Origin of the sequence: Reyranella sp. (genome assembly GCF_965229815.1) — a bacterium.
GTDB lineage: Bacteria > Pseudomonadota > Alphaproteobacteria > Reyranellales > Reyranellaceae > Reyranella.
On sequence record NZ_CBDDJN010000006.1, the window covers coordinates 1,951,249 to 1,966,826 of the forward strand.

16 protein-coding genes are annotated in these 15,578 nt (G+C 68.3%); 7 read left to right on the top strand and 9 right to left on the bottom strand.

Features of this window, described 5'->3' with window-relative positions; translation table 11 throughout:
• Positions 1-5: 5 nt before the first annotated feature.
• Positions 6-764 carry a hypothetical protein gene (locus ACO073_RS20570; RefSeq protein WP_421999840.1) on the top strand — a complete coding sequence of 253 codons (759 nt, stop codon included), beginning with the start codon at positions 6-8 and terminating at the stop codon, positions 762-764.
• A gap of 31 nt (positions 765-795) precedes the next feature.
• Positions 796-1,383 carry a metallophosphoesterase family protein gene (locus tag ACO073_RS20575; protein WP_421999842.1) on the top strand — a complete coding sequence of 196 codons (588 nt, stop codon included), beginning with the start codon at positions 796-798 and terminating at the stop codon, positions 1,381-1,383.
• A gap of 124 nt (positions 1,384-1,507) precedes the next feature.
• Here the strand turns inward: ACO073_RS20575 and ACO073_RS20580 are convergent, their stop codons facing one another.
• The gene (locus tag ACO073_RS20580; RefSeq protein ID WP_421999844.1) at positions 1,508-1,882 is read right to left on the bottom strand and encodes a hypothetical protein; all 375 of its coding nucleotides are present in this window, start codon (positions 1,880-1,882) and stop codon (positions 1,508-1,510) included.
• A gap of 257 nt (positions 1,883-2,139) precedes the next feature.
• Here ACO073_RS20580 and ACO073_RS20585 point away from each other — a divergent pair, with 257 nt between their 5' ends.
• Together ACO073_RS20585 and ACO073_RS20590 are read left to right on the top strand one after the other, a co-directional pair.
• Positions 2,140-2,907 carry an SDR family NAD(P)-dependent oxidoreductase gene (locus ACO073_RS20585; protein ID WP_421999845.1) on the top strand — a complete coding sequence of 256 codons (768 nt, stop codon included), beginning with the start codon at positions 2,140-2,142 and terminating at the stop codon, positions 2,905-2,907.
• 42 nt (positions 2,908-2,949) lie between these two features.
• Positions 2,950-3,516: a DsbA family protein gene (locus tag ACO073_RS20590; protein ID WP_421999846.1), complete on the top strand. Its 567-nt coding sequence runs from the start codon at positions 2,950-2,952 to the stop codon at positions 3,514-3,516.
• Positions 3,517-3,832: 316 nt separating this feature from the next.
• On the opposite strand, the gene ACO073_RS20595 is transcribed toward ACO073_RS20590, so the two are convergent.
• Both ACO073_RS20595 and ACO073_RS20600 read right to left on the bottom strand, forming a co-directional pair.
• Entirely contained in the window at positions 3,833-4,342 is a 510-nt protein-coding gene (locus ACO073_RS20595; protein WP_421999848.1) for a VOC family protein, read from the bottom strand.
• A 35-nt stretch (positions 4,343-4,377) separates the two neighbouring features.
• Positions 4,378-5,259: a TauD/TfdA dioxygenase family protein gene (locus tag ACO073_RS20600; protein WP_421999849.1), complete on the bottom strand. Its 882-nt coding sequence runs from the start codon at positions 5,257-5,259 to the stop codon at positions 4,378-4,380.
• 214 nt (positions 5,260-5,473) lie between these two features.
• On the opposite strand from ACO073_RS20600, the gene ACO073_RS20605 reads away from it, so the two are divergent.
• On the top strand, positions 5,474-6,604 hold the full coding sequence (locus tag ACO073_RS20605) for an acyl-CoA dehydrogenase family protein (protein ID WP_421999851.1): 1,131 nt from the start codon (positions 5,474-5,476) through the stop codon (positions 6,602-6,604).
• 133 nt (positions 6,605-6,737) lie between these two features.
• Here ACO073_RS20605 and serA read toward each other — a convergent pair whose 3' ends face one another.
• From serA to ACO073_RS20635, 6 genes are all read right to left on the bottom strand, one after another.
• Positions 6,738-8,321, bottom strand: a complete 1,584-nt coding sequence (gene serA, locus ACO073_RS20610; RefSeq protein WP_421999853.1) for a phosphoglycerate dehydrogenase — start codon at positions 8,319-8,321, stop codon at positions 6,738-6,740.
• A gap of 170 nt (positions 8,322-8,491) precedes the next feature.
• Entirely contained in the window at positions 8,492-9,658 is a 1,167-nt protein-coding gene (locus ACO073_RS20615) for a phosphoserine transaminase (RefSeq protein ID WP_421999854.1), read from the bottom strand.
• A gap of 110 nt (positions 9,659-9,768) precedes the next feature.
• On the bottom strand, positions 9,769-11,457 hold the full coding sequence (locus tag ACO073_RS20620) for a hypothetical protein (RefSeq protein WP_421999856.1): 1,689 nt from the start codon (positions 11,455-11,457) through the stop codon (positions 9,769-9,771).
• A gap of 60 nt (positions 11,458-11,517) precedes the next feature.
• A complete protein-coding gene (locus tag ACO073_RS20625; protein ID WP_421999858.1) occupies positions 11,518-11,784 on the bottom strand; it encodes a cupin domain-containing protein in 267 nt (88 codons plus the stop codon).
• Between the two features lie 10 nt (positions 11,785-11,794).
• Positions 11,795-12,559: a class I SAM-dependent methyltransferase gene (locus ACO073_RS20630; protein ID WP_421999860.1), complete on the bottom strand. Its 765-nt coding sequence runs from the start codon at positions 12,557-12,559 to the stop codon at positions 11,795-11,797.
• On the bottom strand, positions 12,556-13,521 hold the full coding sequence (locus tag ACO073_RS20635; RefSeq protein WP_421999861.1) for a glycosyltransferase family 2 protein: 966 nt from the start codon (positions 13,519-13,521) through the stop codon (positions 12,556-12,558). Before ACO073_RS20635 ends, ACO073_RS20630 begins: the two co-directional genes overlap by 4 nt.
• Before the next feature lie 487 nt (positions 13,522-14,008).
• Between ACO073_RS20635 and ACO073_RS20640 the strand changes: the two genes are divergently transcribed.
• Positions 14,009-14,755, top strand: a complete 747-nt coding sequence (locus ACO073_RS20640; RefSeq protein ID WP_421999863.1) for a TetR/AcrR family transcriptional regulator — start codon at positions 14,009-14,011, stop codon at positions 14,753-14,755.
• Positions 14,739-15,530, top strand: a complete 792-nt coding sequence (locus tag ACO073_RS20645; protein ID WP_421999865.1) for a response regulator — start codon at positions 14,739-14,741, stop codon at positions 15,528-15,530. Before ACO073_RS20640 ends, ACO073_RS20645 begins: the two co-directional genes overlap by 17 nt.
• Positions 15,531-15,578 lie beyond the last annotated feature (48 nt).

The window sequence follows — 15,578 nt, forward strand, 5'->3', positions numbered from 1 at the left end:
GTGCCATGCAACGGGGACGAAAAGACCGGCTGGCGTCGCTCTCGAGCGGTCTCGCCATGGCGGTGCTGCTGGGAACCCTTCTCGGCCTCCCCTTCTGGCTGCTCGGGCTGCTCCGCGTCATCCGGATCAGCGGCTACTGGCGCGCCGTGCACTACGTCCGGCGCGGCCGCGTGCTGATCGTCGCCAACCATCCATCGCTCATCGAGACGTTCCTCATTCCCCTCGTGTTCTGGCCCTGGGCAATGTTCAGCCTCCGCATGTTTCCGTGGAGCCTTCCGGACAAGAAGCTGTTCAAGGGTCTCACGCCGGAAGGCCATGAGCGCCTGTGCTGCATCCGGGTCGGCCGCGACGACACGCTGGAATCGCGGAAACTCAACTGGTCCGCGATGAAGCGGGTGATGGAACTGTTCGAGAGGCGGCAATCGTTCATCGCCCATCTCGAAGGCGGCCGGACGGTCAAGCAGGCCGAGCACGTCTCGGTCGGACCGAACAGGATGGGCCGGATCCGGAACGGCCAGGTCCTGAAGGCCGCCTGGAAGAAGCGGGCCTGGATCCTGCCGCTGCATGTCGGGATGACGGAGGCCATGAGCCGCGATCTGCCGGGCTTCGGAGAGTCCCTGCGGCGCCTGCTCTTCAGCCCGAGATGCTGGCCGATCCGGCTCGAGTTTCGCCGTCCCTACAGGATCGTCGGGCCGACGTTCGACGAGGAGGCGGAGAAGCGGCGCCTGGAGCTGGCGATCCTCACGCCGGCGCTGCCGGCATGATCCGCCGGCATTTCCCGTCCGGGGGAATTCGTTGAAGGTCGGTATCGTCTCGGACCTGCACTGCAACATCGCCGGCCTCGACCGCGCGCTGGCGACCATGGGACCGGTCGAGGCGCTGTTGTGTCTCGGCGACAGCATCTCCGAGCACAGGTTCTCGAACGCCGTGATCGCTCGGCTGCGCGAGCGCGACGCGATCACCATCCTGGGCAATCATGAGGAGGTCTTCCTCGGCGCAGCCGGCGTGCGGGCGCGGTCCGCGCCGGAGATCGACCGCGACCTGCTCGACTGGCTCGCCGGGCAGCCCCACCGACGCGACGTGCTTCTCGGCGGCAAGCGCATCCTGATGGTTCATTCGACGCCGTGGGAGCCGCGCGGCAGCTACGTGCTGCCCACCAGTTCCGAGCTGGAGCGCTTCGGCGAGGCGGACGCCGACATCCTGCTCTACGGCCACACGCACCGGCAGGTCGTCCGCCGCGTCGGCCGGGTGCTGGTGGTCAACCCGGGCTCGGCCGGCGAGGGCCGCGACCCGCATAACGGCCGGCAGTTGAGCTGCGCCGTCCTGGACACCGTGACCGAGGAAGTCGTGGTGCACGATTTCCAGCCGGCGATGCGTGGCTAGCGAGCGATGGCGCGCGCGCCCCCCGCTAGCAGAGGGCGTCAAAATTCGGAGCGCGGACCTCCAGGTCCGCATCATGATCATGAGCGGACCTGGAGGTCCGCGCTCCGATCAAGGGCTTATCGAGTCAGCACGAAGGCGCGGTGCGGGTCTGGTAGCCGTCGTAATACTGGCTGCCGCAGACGACCTGCTGCTGGACGACGTCGTCGCGATACCCGTTCTGGCCGCGGTTCGTCACGGTGACCGAGGTGTAGCGACGGCCGTCTGACTTGTTGTACCAGGAGCCCTGCTGCTGCTGCGCATAGCCGTACTGGTTGCCGTACGGGTTGCCGTACTGGCGCGGCGGCGGCGCGTAGGCATTGCCGTAGTACGGGGCGCGGTAGGCCGGCGCCGACTGATAGTAGACGGGCGCCGGCTGCTGATAGTAGCCGGTCGGGGTGCCGTAGCCGGCGCCATCCTGGCAGGCCGCCGCAGCAAGGCCGATGCCGGCAACGAGAGTCATTCTCAGAAAGAGCCTCGACATCTCGATTCCTCCCAGATGGGACCGGTTCAATAACCGCCCAATTTGTCCGCTCGATGGCGGGTAACGACTGGTGATACGGATGGTTGCCGCCGGCCGTGCCCGGCGAACCGCCGTTCCATCCGGCCGGAATCGCTTCCCACGCCCTCTCTCGCGGTGGTTTTGACCGGTCCCAGCCCGGCCGGCATGCTGTGGCGGTCGCAACAGGCGACCGACACGACCGAATGAAGGGGGAAACCATGGGAAGGCTCGACGGCAAGATCGCCGCGGTGACGGGCGGGGCCTCGGGAATCGGCGAGGCGACGGTCAGGCGCTTCGTCGCCGAGGGCGCGAGCGTGGCGTTCTGCGATCGCGACGGCGAGCGCGGCCGCCGCGTGGCGGGCGAGCTCGAGGCCGCGGGCGCCAAGGTCGCCTTCACGCAGGCCGATGTCGGCAGCGAGGCCGCCTGCCTCGGCTTCGTCGAGGGTGCGGCGCAGCAATTCGGGCGCCTCGACATCCTCGTCAACAATGCCGGCATCCGCAAATACGAGAAGATCGACCAGGCGAGCGCGGCGAGCTGGAACGAGATCCTCGGCGTCAACCTGATGAGCTACGTCTTCTGCGCCAAGGCGGCGGTCCCGCTGATGCGCAAGGGAAACGGCGGCGCCATCGTCAACGTCGCCTCCGTCCGCTCGGTCGTCGCGGGCGGCGGCAACCTTCAGTACGACACGACCAAGGCCGCCATCGCGGGCCTCACGCGGGCGCTCGCCGCCGACCACTCCTCGGAGGGCATTCGCGTGAACGCCGTCGGTCCCGGCCCGATCTTCACGCCGTTCCATGCGCGGCGCATCGCGGCGGCCGGCGAGACCGTCGAGCAGTACAACGCCCAGGCCGCCCGCGGCACGATGATGAAGCGCCCGGGCCGGGCCGAGGAAGTCGCCGCCGCCATCCTCTTCCTCGCCTCCGACGATGCCTCCTATGTCACCGGCACCCTGCTGTTCGTGGACGGCGGCATGACGGCGCTGTGAGGAGGCCATGCGGCAGGCACGACGGAAGCAAGGAGTGAACGAATGGCCGACAAGAACACGGCGTGGCGCGCGGATCCGCTGACCTGGGGGCACGGGCCGAAGGTCTTCGAGGTGTTCCTCGAGCCGACCTGCCCGTTCTCGGCGAAGGCGTTCGGCAAGCTCGACGAGACCCTGCAGTCGGCGGGTGCCGACAGGATCACGCTCAGGATCTGGCTGCACTCCCAGCCCTGGCATCTGTTCTCCGGGGTGATCACGCGGTGCGTGCTCGCCGCCTCCACGCTCGGCGCGGGCAAGGACGCCGCCCGCAAGGTGCTGGCGGGCGTCGCCAACCACCGCGACCAGTACGAGCCCGCCGACCACTGCAGCGGTCCCCTGCTGGACCTGTCGCCCGCTGACGTCATCGCGCGCGTCGAGGACCATTCCGGCCTGAAGCTGGCCGAGGCCTACGCCCTTCCGACGCTGGACCGGGAGGTCAAGCGGCATACGAAATATGCCCGCCAGAACGGCATCCATGTGTCGCCGACCTTCATGATCGATGGCCTGGTCCAGGGCGACATGAGCAGCGGCGACGCGGTCTCTGCCTGGGTGGCGCGGCTGTCGGGGAATTAGGCGCGCTATCCCATCGATTCATTGCTGGGCGCGCGCTACTCCGAGCACGTGAAGTTATCGGAGCGGCATACCCGCCCCTCGGCAGCGAAAGAACGCGTTCTTCCTCATGCTCCTCTCCCCCGTTAGGGGGAGAGGTTGGGTGAGGGGGCTGCAGGCAGCCTTCTACCCCCTCACCTAGCCTCTCCCCCTAACGGGGGAGAGGAACCCGATTGTCACTGCTCGGACCAATGTTCTTCTGGACCGCGGACCCCCGGGTCCGCTCATGATCATGAGCGAGCGTGGAGGCTCGGGGTCCGGAAGACGACGAGCGCGCCGGCTACCCCGCAGCCGCCCGGCTCGGCGGTGGCGGGGCGATCTCGGCATCCCAGGGGCCGGGGAAGCGGCCGGTCCCGGTCTTCTCGCGCGTGAACACGTTGTAGTCGACCGGCCAGTCGGCGCGCGGCATCTCGTAGAAGACCTCGACGCCGTTGCCGTCGGGGTCGCGCAGGTAGATGCCGAGCGAGATGCCGTGGTCGATGATGCGCTCGATCGGCTGCCCCGCGGCCTTGAGATTCGCGTAGAACGCCTTGAGGTCGTCGAGGCTTTCGAGGCGCCAGGCCATGTGGTTCAGGCCCACCTGGCCTTTCGCCTGCAGAGGCGCGTCCTCGCCGACCTGCATCAGCGCCACCTCGTGCGACTGCTCTTCGTCGGCGGACAGGAAGGCGGCCCAGCCCGGCCGGTATTCGTAGACGTGGAGACCGAGCAGGTCCTCGTACCATTGCTTCGACCGCTCGACGTTACGGACGTAGACATTGACGTGCTGCAGATACATCGGTCGTTTCGCCATGTCGTCCTCCCCTTTCCGGCCTTTCCTGGACGGACTCAGTAGGGCCGGTCGCCCCGCACCAGCATCCGGTACAGGCGACGGTGCTGGCTGTGATCGTAGTCGAAGCCCGCTTTGTGCAGCGAAGCGCGGTCGTCGATGATCAGCAGGTCGCCCTTCCGGTACTCGTGCGTGTAGCAGTACTGCGGCTGCGTGATGCGGTCGGTGAGCTCCTGCAGGAACTCCTGGGTTTCCTCGGGCGACAGGCCGCTCACCCGCTCGGTCTTGGCCTTGTGGAACCACAGGGCCTTTGTCCCCGTCTCGGGATGGGTTCGGACCAGCGGATGCACCGTCGGCGGCCGGGTCGACTCGCGCTGGGCCTTCACGATGTCCGGATTGGCGGTCTTCATGCGCGCGCTGCTGATCAGCGTGTTCTCCGTGCGGGCGCCGTCGATCCTGCGCTTCAGCTCGTCGGGCAGCGCTTCGTAGCCGGCCCGCGCGTTGCAGACCGCCGTCCCGCCACCCCGGTCCGGCACGGCCACCGCATAGAGCATGGTGAACTTCGGCGGCAATTCCTGGTTGGTATGGTCGGTGTGCCAGGTGGCATTGGCGCCGACCTTTGCCGGCTGGCCCTTGCTGTCGAGGTGATGGTTGTCGAGCACGCTGATCAGCGGGAAGCCGTCGACCAGGTATCGCCGGTTCTGGTCCTCCATCAGTTCGCCGAACATTTCCGCGGCGGCCTGCAGCTGGCCCGGCGTCAGATGATCCTGCCCGCGAATGACGAGGACCACGTTCTCGACCACGGCGTCGTAGAGCGCCTTCCGGGTGGCGCCGTCGAGAGGACGGGCGAGATCGATGCCCGTGACGATGGCACCGATATGCTCCTTGACCTTGTCGATCCTGATCGACTGGGCGGGACTCAGCGACGCTGATGCGTTCATGATCCGGCTCCTCCCGGGAAGCATTCTTGCTCCCAGCATCGGCCGAATGGCGGCCTCTATCAAGATCGTCCCAAAGGTGACCCGGCCGTGGCCCGCGGCGGCAAACCCGTTCCAACCTGCGGTTCGCGGCTGGCCGGACCCGCGATCCCTTGACCAGGGTGCCCGGTCCGTCGGAAATCGATCGGGCCGCGCTTCGCGGAGCAGGAGACAGAGCATGGCGACCGTCCATCCGCAGGTGCAGAAAGCGCGCGATCTCGCGCCCCTGATCGCCGCGGCCTCGGAGGAGAACGACGAGAGCCGCCGGCTCGCCAGGCCCGTGGTCCAGGCCCTGGTCGATGGCGGGTTCTTCACCCTGCTGAAGACGAAAGATGTCGGCGGCATGGAGCTTAAACCCTCGATCTTCGCCCAGGTCACCGAGGCGCTCGCCAGCGCGGACGGTTCCACGGGCTGGGTGGTGTGCCAGAGCAACGGCTGCTCGACCGCGAGCGCCTATCTTCCGCCGGACATTGCCCGGGAGATGTTCGGCCGCCCGGACGGCATCCTCGCCTGGGGGCCTCCCGGCCCGTACGAGGCCATGCCCGTGGACGGCGGCTACCGCCTCACCGGAAAATGGCGTTTCCTGAGCGGCAGCCAGAACGCCACCTGGCTCGGCGCACATGTGCGGGTCGCCGGCACCACGGAGCTGAAGACTTTCCTTTTTCCCAAGGCCAGCGCCACGTTCCACGACATCTGGCACACGCTGGGACTGCGCGGCACGGCCAGCAACGAGTATTCCGTCGACGACCTGTTCGTGCCGCACGAGTGCGCGATCTGGCGCGACGACGCCCGCGACCGCCGCAGCGACAGCCCGATCTACCGTTTCACCAGCACCCAGCTCTATTCGATCGGGTTCGGCGGCGTCGCGCTCGGCATCGCCCGCGGCACGATGGATGCGTTCTTAGGGTTGCCGCGGGAAAAGACCCGCGGCGGCGCGGCCAGGCCCATGGCGGAAAACAACGTCGTCCAGAGCCACGTGGCGCAGTGCGAGGCGAAGTGGCGGTCGGCGCGCTACTTCCTGCACGCGGCGGCGGACGAAGCGCTCGAGACGATCGAGGAACGCGGCGAGATGGACCTGGACCAGCGCACGCGCCTGCGGCTCGCCTCGACCTGGGCGATCCAGTCGTCACGCGAGATCGTCAACACGCTGTTCCACCATTGCGGCTCGATGGCGATATTCGAGGACAGTTCGTTCGAACGCCGCCTGCGCGACATCGACACCGTCGCGCAACAGGGCCAGGGGCGCCTCATGCACTACGAGACGGTCGGCCAGATCATGCTCGGCCTGTCGCCGGAGAATATCTACTAGCGCCTCATGCTCCTCTCCCCCCCTCGAAGGAGAGGCTGGGTGAGAGGGTGATACGGGAAAGGGTCTTCGCCTTGCCCCCTCACCTAACCTCTCCCCCGGAGGGGGAGAGGAACATGATGGGGGAGGCGCTAGACTAGAACCCCAGCACCTTCGCCTGTACCACGCCTTCGATGGCGGCGATCTTCGTCAGGAGTTCCGGCGAGATCGGCTGGTCGACCTGGACCAGCGCGATGGCCGAGCCGCCGGGCTTGTCGCGGCCGAGGTGGAAGGTCGCGATGTTGACCTTGTTCTCGCCGAGCATCGTGCCCAGCCGGCCGATGAAGCCCGGCTTGTCGTCGTTGGTGATGTAGAGCATGTGCGGGGCGAACTCGGCCTCGATCTCGATGCCCTTGATGTCGACAATGCGCGGATGCTTGCCGCCGAACAGCGTGCCGCTGACCGAGCGCGTCTGCCGGCCGGTCGTCACGGTGACGCGGATCAGCGACTGGTAGTCGCTGGCACGCTCGTGCTTGACCTCGGCCATCTCGACGCCGCGCTCGCGGGCGATGACGGGCGCGTTCACCATGTTGACGCTGGCGAGCTGCGGGCGCAGCACGCCCATCAGTGCCACCTGGCTGAGCGGCGTGATGTTGAGCGTCGCGACATGGCCTTCGTACTCGATCGACACCGCCTTGATCTCGGTCTCGGTGAGCTGACCCGCGAAGGAGCCCAGCTTCTCGGCGAGCTCCAGGTAGGGCGCAAGCTTGGGCGCGTCCTCGGCCGTGACGTTGGGCATGTTGAGGGAGTTCACGACCGCGCCGGTCAGCAGGTAGTCCGACATCTGCTCGGCGACCTGCAGGGCCACGTTCTCCTGCGCCTCGACCGTCGAGGCGCCGAGATGCGGCGTGCTGACCAGGTTGGGCGCGCCGAACAGGACATTGTCCTTGGCCGGCTCCTCGGTGAAGACGTCGAAGCCGGCGCCGGCGATGTGGCCCGAGACCAGCAGGTCGCGCACCGCCAGCTCGTCGACCAGCCCGCCGCGGGCGCAGTTGATGATGCGCACGCCCTTCTTGGTCTTCATCAGGTTGGCGCGGCTGAGGATGTTCTTGGTCTGCTCGGTGAGCGGCGTGTGCACGGTGATGAAGTCGGCGCGCGCCAGCACCTGGTCGAGCGTCGCCTTCTCGACGCCCAGCTCCTGGGCGCGCGCGTCGGACAGGAAGGGATCGTAGGCGATCACGCGCATCCTGAGGCCGATCGCGCGCTCGGCGACGATCGAGCCGATGTTGCCGCAGCCGATCAGGCCCAGCGTCTTGAAGCTGAGCTCGGTGCCCATGAAGCGGTTCTTCTCCCACTTGCCGGCCTGGGTCGAGGCGTTGGCGTCGGGGATCTGGCGGGCGACGGCGAACATCAGGGCGATGGCATGCTCGGCGGTGGTGATGGCGTTGCCGAACGGCGTGTTCATGACGACGACGCCGCGCGCGGTCGCCGACTTGATGTCGACATTGTCGACGCCGATGCCGGCGCGGCCGACGACCCGGAGCTTCGTGGCTTCCGCCAGCACTTCGGCCGTCACCTTGGTGGCCGAGCGGATCGCCAGGCCCTCGTAGTTGCCGACGATGGCGCGCAGCTCGGCCGGCTTCAGGCCCGGCTTGAAATCGACGTCGCAGCCGCGCTCGGCGAAGATCTCGACGGCGCGGGGGGACAGCTCATCGGAGATGAGAACCTTGGGCTTTGCCATCTACGTCACTCCAACAACTTCGTGTGCTTCATGCTCCTCTCCCCGCAGGGGGGAGAGGTTGGGTTAGGGGGTTGCAGGCGGTCTTCGAGGCCCCCACTCCTAGCCTCTCCCCCTGGCGCGGGAGAGGAACATGAGGAGCGAGGAACTCGAGGGCGACGCCGCTGCAGGCGTCAGGCCGCGGCCTTGCCGAACTCGCGCTCGATCTCGGCGTAGGCCCAGTCGAGCCAGGGCAGCAGGGCCTCGAGGTCGGCCTTCTCGACCGTGGCGCCGCACCAGATGCGCAGGCCGGGCGGGGCGTCGCGGTAGGAGCCGAGGTCGTAGCCGGCCTTCTCGCTCTCCAGCAGGTCGGCCATCTTCTTGGCGGCGGCGGCCTGACGGTCGGCCGGCAGCGCGGCGAACCACGCGGCGCCGATCACGAGGCAGACCGAGGTGTTGGAGCGCACCGCCTTGTCGGCAGCGAGGAAGTCGATCCACGGCCGCGCCGCGACGAAGCCCTCGAGCACGCCGAGATTGGCGGCCGAGCGGGCCATCAGGCCCTTCAGGCCGCCGACGCCCTCGCCCCAGCGCAACCCGTCGATCGCATCCTCGACGCAGAGCAGCGACGGCGTGTTGATCGTGTCGCCCTTGAAGATCGCCTCGGAGAATTTGCCGCCCGAGGTCAGGCGGAAGATCTTCGGCAGCGGCCAGGCCGGCGTGTAGCTCTCCAGGCGCTCGATGGCGCGCGGCGACAGGACCAGCATGCCGTGCGCGCCCTCCCCGCCCATCACCTTCTGCCAGGACCAGGTGACGACATCGAGCTTGGCCCACGGCAGGTCCATGGCGAACACCGCCGAGGTGGCGTCGCAGATCGCGAGCCCCTGGCGGTCGTCGGCGATCCAGTCGCCGTCGGGCACCTTCACGCCGGAGGTCGTGCCGTTCCAGGTGAAGACGACATCGTGCGTCCAGTCGACCGCCGCGAGGTCGGCGATCTTTCCGTACGGCGCCTTCAGCACGCGGGCGTCCTTGAGCTTGAGCTGCTTCACCACATCGGTGACCCAGCCCTCGCCGAAGCTCTCCCAGGTCAGCATGTCGACGGGACGGGCGCCCAGCAGCGACCACAGCGCCATCTCGACGGCGCCGGTGTCCGAGGCCGGCACGATGCCGATGCGGTAGTCGGCGGGAATGCCCAGCAGGGCGCGCGTGCGGTCGACCGCCTCGACGATCTTGCGCTTGCCCAGCTTGGAGCGATGGGACCGCCCGACGGCGGCATCCTTCAGGATTTCGGGCGTCCATCCCGGACGCTTGGCGCAGGGTCCGGACGAAAAGTCGGGACGCGCCGGACGCATGGTCGGCTTCATCAAACCTCTCCCTTACAGAAGAGCTGCACTCCGGTGGGGGAGCGTGGCCCGCGGCGTCTATACGGTCGCGCGGCGGCGGCGTCAATGCGCCGAGGGCTTCAGGGGAATGGTCAGCGTCGTCGCAGCTCGTAGTAGGTTCCGGCCATCGGGTCGCTGAAAACCGGGCGTGCGTCGTAACCGTCGTGCAGCATGCGCCAGATCGCGGGCGCGCGGCCGGCCGCGGACAGGCCGCCGAGCTGGCCCGCCAGCTCGCGCTCGCTCCACGTCCAGACGTCGGAGATCACCACGCGATAGCCACGGTCGAAGGCCTGGTCGATGTCGCGCTTCAGCACCGCGGCATTCTCCTCCGCCGACCAGCCGGGATGGCGGATGGCACCGGCATCGAGTGCGATCCACTTGAACACCGGGTCGGCCGACGGTGCCGGGCCGAGCGGCCGGGCGCCGTCGAGGTCCCAGGTGCGGCTCCACAGCGCGTACTGCCACATGGTGATGGGCTCGAAGCCCCAGTAGACGAACACGGTCGAGGCCGGCGGAAAGCGCAGCTCGAGCTCGGCGACGGCGCGCAGCGCCGCGGCATCGCCGCCGCGGAAGCGCGTGAGCTGGCCGACATTCCAGGCCAGCGGCAGCAGCGACAGGGCGACCAGCACAGTGGCGAGATCGGGCGCACGGGCGAGCAGCGCGGCCCCCAGCAGGCCCCACGCCACGGCGAGAAACGCCATGACGTTGATCTGCATCTGCGGGTCCTGCGGCTGGGAATAGAGGTTGAACGCCTGGCCCGCGACCAGCGTGCCGAGGAACACCACCGCGATGGCGCGCAGCCGGCGGTTGCCGCGCTGCGGCCACAGCATGACCGCGGCAGCGGCCAGGAGCGCGAGCTGCAGGAGCAGCGACAGGGCGAGCGGTCCGGCGGCGCGGCGCGCCGACAGCGGATCGACCCAGCCGCCGACGATCAGGAAGTAGTTGCCGACGCCCGAGAGCATCATCCAGGCCTTGTCCCACGACAGGCCGGCCCAGCCGGTGGCCACGCCCTTGCCGGTCCACAGCAGGTCGTGCAGCCCGACGGCACCCTCGTGACCTTCCCACAGGAGCTGCACGATGCCGGCGACGGCGAGGATCGACACGAGCAGCGTGCCGATCCAGGCGGCGCGGCGCATCGGCCGCCCATCGGCCACGGCGAGCGCCGCCAGCAGGGCCGGCAGGGTCGGGAAGATCAGCCGCCACTCGACCAGCCAGGCCAGGGTGAACAGCGCACCGACGATGGCGACGCGGCGATGGGTCGGAGCGTCGAACCACAGGCCGGCCAGCGCCATCGCGCCCAGCACCAGCGTGTAGCCGGGCATGATGTCCTCGCTGATCACCGACAGCAGCAGGACGAAGCCGCAGCCGAAGTGGAAGCAGGCGGCCAGCGCCGACGCCCGCCAGCTCCCGGTGGCGCGATGGACGAAGGCGTAGACGATGGTCGTGGCGATGCTGGCGAAGAAGGCGTTGAGCCAGGCGAGCTGGCGCCACGGCAGGCCGCGCTCGATGTCGAGCCCGTCGAGCAGCCGGCACAGCGTGCCGTAGAGCGGGAAGTAGAGATAGTTCGACGGGTCGAGGCGCGCGCGCGCAGGATCGGCGATCCAGGGCTCCGCCTGGATGCTCTTGTACATGCCGTTGGCGGTGATGATGTGGACGTTCTGCAGCCAGTCGATCAGACCGCAGAGCGCCCCCAGGGAAAGCGCGAAGGCGACAAGCAGGTGCCAGACGGGAGCCCCCCTGCCGTCCCGGGCGGGGCGCGGGACCTCATCGGCGGTCGCCAACGGAACGAGATCCTTCGCGTCGCTCAGGATGACGGAGGGCTCAGGACGACGAGACAGCCGTCACATCTTCCGGCCGACCAGGGTCACAGCTCCTTCGTCGCCATAGCTTTCGGCGTGCAGGCAGCCCTTGGCCATGGTGAAGATCTCGCCCGGGCTGTAGGTCGTCGTCTTGCCGCCGGTGGTGAGCGTCAGCGCGCCCTTCAGCACCATCGCCCGGACCTCGAAGGGGTGGCTGTGCTCGGGGTTCACCTTGGCGCCCGGCGTGGTGCTGGTCTGGATGTCATAGCCGTCGCGCTTCAACTCGGCCTCGAAGCTCTGCTGGTCCATCCGATCTCTCCTATTGAGCGCCTTTTCGCGCCGCCACGACATATTGCGCCCCCAGCGGCAGCCACGCCAGCGCACGGTCGATCGGCCGCAGCGGCGCGATCCCGGGCGGCATGAACATGAGGTAGTCGGTGTCGAGCTCGTAGCGCGCCGTGTCGAGCAGCCCGTGCCGGATCTCGCGCGCGTCGAGCAGGATGGCGTTCTCGTCGATCGGCGTCCGCGCCACGACGTAGCGGACCAGCGGATTGCGCGGATTGTGCTCGAAGGCATAGAGTCGCCCGCCCGGCTTCAGGAGCCGCCCCAGCTCGCGGTAGACGGAAGGCCGCTCGGCGACCGGCACGTGATGCAGCACGGCGCTGATGGTGACGATGTCGAACTGTCCGTCGGCAAAGGGAGCGAGTGCCCCGTCCTGGGCGGCGAACGCCGGTGCCGGCCCCAGCCCGGCGGGCCAGCGCCGGCCGGCCTCGGCCAGCATGCCGGTCGAGACGTCACAGCCGGTGAAGTCGGCCCGCGCGCCGAGTGCCGCCAGCACGCGCATGAGGTCGCCGGCGCCGCAGCCATAGTCGAGCAGGGCGAGCTTTCCCCTTCCCGGCTCAGCTACCGGCCCTGGCCCCGGGCCCGGCCGGAGCGCGGGCTCGCGGCGCAGCAGCCAGCGCGCCTTGACGGCGATGAACTGGTCGGGCGAGCTGCCGAGCAGCCGCTTGACCGGATTGTCGAGGCCGCCGTCGTAGGTGGCGGCGTGGCGGTCGAACTCGGCCTGCTTGCCGTCCGGCGTCATCGCGGACCGCCGACGATGTCGCGGATCATGAAGAGCGGCCGGCCCTTGCTCTGGTCGTAGAGCCGGCCGAGATAGGCGCCGATGATGCCCAGCATCAGGAACTGCATGCCGCCCAGCAGGCCGACGGCGGCCATCAGCGAGGTCCAGCCCGGCAGCGTGTGGCCGAACAGCCAGCCGACGATCGAATAGACGAAGAACGCGAAGCCGATGGCCGCCATCACCCAGCCGATCGTCATCGAGGCCATCAGCGGCACGACCGAGAAGGCGGTGATCGCATCGACCGCGAAGCGGACCATCTTGGCCAGCGGATACTTGCTCTCCCCCGCGGCGCGGGCCTGGCGGTCGTAGACCAGCGGCACCTGGCGGCCGCCGATCCAGGCAACCATGCCGCGGATGAAGCGGTGACGCTCGGGCATGGCGGTCAGCAGATCGAGCACGCGCCGGGTGATCAGCCTGAAGTCGCCGGCATCGGTCGGGATCTCGATGTCGGTGATGCGGCCGATCAGCCGGTAGAAGGCGGCGGCGCTGGCGCGCTTGAACAGGCTCTCGCCGTCGCGCTGGCGACGCTGGCCGTAGACGACGTCGGCGGCGCCCTGCCCGTCGGCGCCGTCCATCAGCGCCATCATCTCGGGCAGCAGCTCGGGCGGGTCCTGCAGGTCGGCGTCGATGATCAGGATGCGCTCGCCGCGGCACAGGCTGAGGCCGGCCGTGAGGGCGAGCTGGTGGCCGTGGTTGCGCATGAGGCGTACCGCCACGATGCGCGGGTCGGCCGCCGCCGCGCCGGTCATCGCATCCCAGGTGCCGTCGCGCGAGCCGTCATCGACCAGCACGATCTCGCTGGTCCCGCCGATGCCATCGAGGACCGAGCTCAGGCGGCGCAGGAACTCGGGGAGAACGTCCTGCTCATTGTAGCAAGGCGCCACCACCGACAGGGCCGGGCGATTGGCGGCGGTCGGGGACACGCGGCAGGAGGTACTATCAGCGGAGCCGTCCGGCGACCGCGCGTCTTGAGATCCCATACTCGGCAATCATAACAAACCGGTACAGGCAGAGCGACGGCGCCGTTTCGGACCGATGGCCACCCCGCCCGCGTCGCCCCTCGCGTCCGGCCCGGCGTGACCCGCCGGCTCCAGCGAGGGCCGGTGGGGAGCTTCCGGCCTTTCCCGGAAAATGACCCGATCGGCACCGTGTGCGCTCTTGCGACGCAGGCGCGCCACAGACCGTTTCTCCCGGCGCCCGGATCCCGGTGGAAACGGATGCAACCAAAACGACAATGAAATCAGTCCACTGTCACCATAGGTGACGGGAGCGTCATTCTCTGGTCCGCGCCATGGTGCAGACACCGCGCGCTTGCCGGGCACCCGCGCCGTCGTTAAACATCTGTTTAATTGCAGTTGCAATCACCGCCGGACACCGTTGCGGCGGATGGCGCAGGATGGAGAAGATCGGATGTCGCCTACGCCGCGGCGCAAAACCTCGACCAGGGCCGACGGAAGGCCCGAGCCGCGCGCACGAATCCTCGCCGCGGCGCGCGAGCACTTCGCCGAGCACGGCCTGCGGGATTCGTCGGTTCGCCGGATCACACGAAATGCCGGCGTAAACGTCGCCCTCATCACCTATCACTTCGGTTCAAAGCGAAGCCTGTTCGAAGCCGTTCTCGCCGACTGCGTGGAAGCCCTGAACCGCCCTCGCTTCGAAGCGCTGGAGAGGCTGCAAAGGAGGGCCGCGGGTCAGGCGGTGCCGATCGACAAGATTCTCGCGGCCTATGTGCTTCCCTACAGACTCGCCGCCGAAGGCAAGTCGGTCGAAGCCCTGATCTACATCCGCTTCTTCGGCCGCCTGTTCACGGAGCGGACCGACGATATGCGGCAGATCCTCCGGACACAGTTCAAGGCGCTCCATCTCCGCTATGTCGAGGCCTTTGCAGCAAGTCTCCCCCACGTCGCCAGAAAAGAACTGTTCGTCCGGTTCACGTCACTGAACGGCGCCATAGCATTCATGTTCGCAGACACCGGTACGCTCGAGTTGATATCGGAGGGAGCCTGCTCGACCCGGCCGGCCGCACTCTTCTGGAAGCAGTTCTGCCGCGCCTGGGCCGCAATGCTGAGCGCGCCTGCTCGGTCTCCCCAAAAGCGTCCTGCAACAGCGCCGAGGTCGGTCGGCGCCCGAGGGAATAGGCATGACAATGGATCGTGAAGAGCTTTTGAAGGCATTCGTCGAGAAGATGGGCGGATATGGCGTGATCCTGCTCGATCCGAACGGAATGATCCTCAGCTGGAACGAGGGGGCCTCCACCTTGCTCGGCTACGCGACGCCGGACGTCATCGGTCGGGAGTTCGCCGGTCTGACGGCCATCGACGCGAGCGCCGCCCAGCGCTGGCGCGGCCTCCTTTCAGCAGCCCGCCACAAGCGCCAGGACTCTCCGGAGAAATGTCGAGGTGCCGACGGCAAGCCGAGGAACCTCCGATGCCTGCTGCAGCCCATCACGGATCCGGCCGGCCGGTTCCTCGGCATCGGATGCCTCTTGCGGGGTGACCCGGGAGCGAAAGGCGCCGCCATCCCGGGGCGTGCCCAGGGTCCGCGCTGGCAGAAGACCGTTCTGGTCGTCGACGACAACGAGGATGCGCGTCAGGTCGCGGCCGATCGGCTGCGGGTCCTGGGCTTTGCGGTGATCGAGGCCGCGAGCGGCGCCGAAGCTCTCCGGGTACTGGAATCGAGCGCAGACATCGACATGCTCTTCACGGACGTCGTCATGCCCGGCGACGTCGATGGCCGCACCCTGGCGGAAGAGGCGCAACTGTTGCGCCCGGCCCTTCGCGTTCTTTTCGTGTCGGGCTACCTGCCGCACGCGCTCGTGGCCACCAACCAGCTCAAGCCGGGCTGGCCCATCCTGGTGAAGCCGTACAGCCGGCTGCAGCTGGGGGAGATGATCCAGAGGCTGCTACCCGTCGGGCATCGGAATGCGCCTTGAGGATCGATAGACGTCCCGATCTCGCGGCGGCCCGCGCAGGCGCCGCGC

Bases quoted from the DNA above. Each gene is read 5' to 3' on its own strand.
- ACO073_RS20605 (WP_421999851.1), top strand. From the start codon at position 5,474: ATGGCGACCGTCCATCCGCAGGTGCAGAAAGCGCGCGATCTCGCGCCC.
- serA (WP_421999853.1), bottom strand. From the start codon at position 8,321: ATGGCAAAGCCCAAGGTTCTCATCTCCGATGAGCTGTCCCCCCGCGCC.
- ACO073_RS20570 (WP_421999840.1), top strand. From the start codon at position 6: ATGCAACGGGGACGAAAAGACCGGCTGGCGTCGCTCTCGAGCGGTCTC.
- ACO073_RS20625 (WP_421999858.1), bottom strand. From the start codon at position 11,784: ATGGACCAGCAGAGCTTCGAGGCCGAGTTGAAGCGCGACGGCTATGAC.
- ACO073_RS20580 (WP_421999844.1), bottom strand. From the start codon at position 1,882: ATGACTCTCGTTGCCGGCATCGGCCTTGCTGCGGCGGCCTGCCAGGAT.
- ACO073_RS20595 (WP_421999848.1), bottom strand. From the start codon at position 4,342: ATGGCGAAACGACCGATGTATCTGCAGCACGTCAATGTCTACGTCCGT.
- ACO073_RS20600 (WP_421999849.1), bottom strand. From the start codon at position 5,259: ATGAACGCATCAGCGTCGCTGAGTCCCGCCCAGTCGATCAGGATCGAC.
- ACO073_RS20585 (WP_421999845.1), top strand. From the start codon at position 2,140: ATGGGAAGGCTCGACGGCAAGATCGCCGCGGTGACGGGCGGGGCCTCG.
- ACO073_RS20645 (WP_421999865.1), top strand. From the start codon at position 14,739: ATGACAATGGATCGTGAAGAGCTTTTGAAGGCATTCGTCGAGAAGATG.
- ACO073_RS20630 (WP_421999860.1), bottom strand. From the start codon at position 12,559: ATGACGCCGGACGGCAAGCAGGCCGAGTTCGACCGCCACGCCGCCACC.
- ACO073_RS20615 (WP_421999854.1), bottom strand. From the start codon at position 9,658: ATGAAGCCGACCATGCGTCCGGCGCGTCCCGACTTTTCGTCCGGACCC.
- ACO073_RS20640 (WP_421999863.1), top strand. From the start codon at position 14,009: ATGTCGCCTACGCCGCGGCGCAAAACCTCGACCAGGGCCGACGGAAGG.
- ACO073_RS20590 (WP_421999846.1), top strand. From the start codon at position 2,950: ATGGCCGACAAGAACACGGCGTGGCGCGCGGATCCGCTGACCTGGGGG.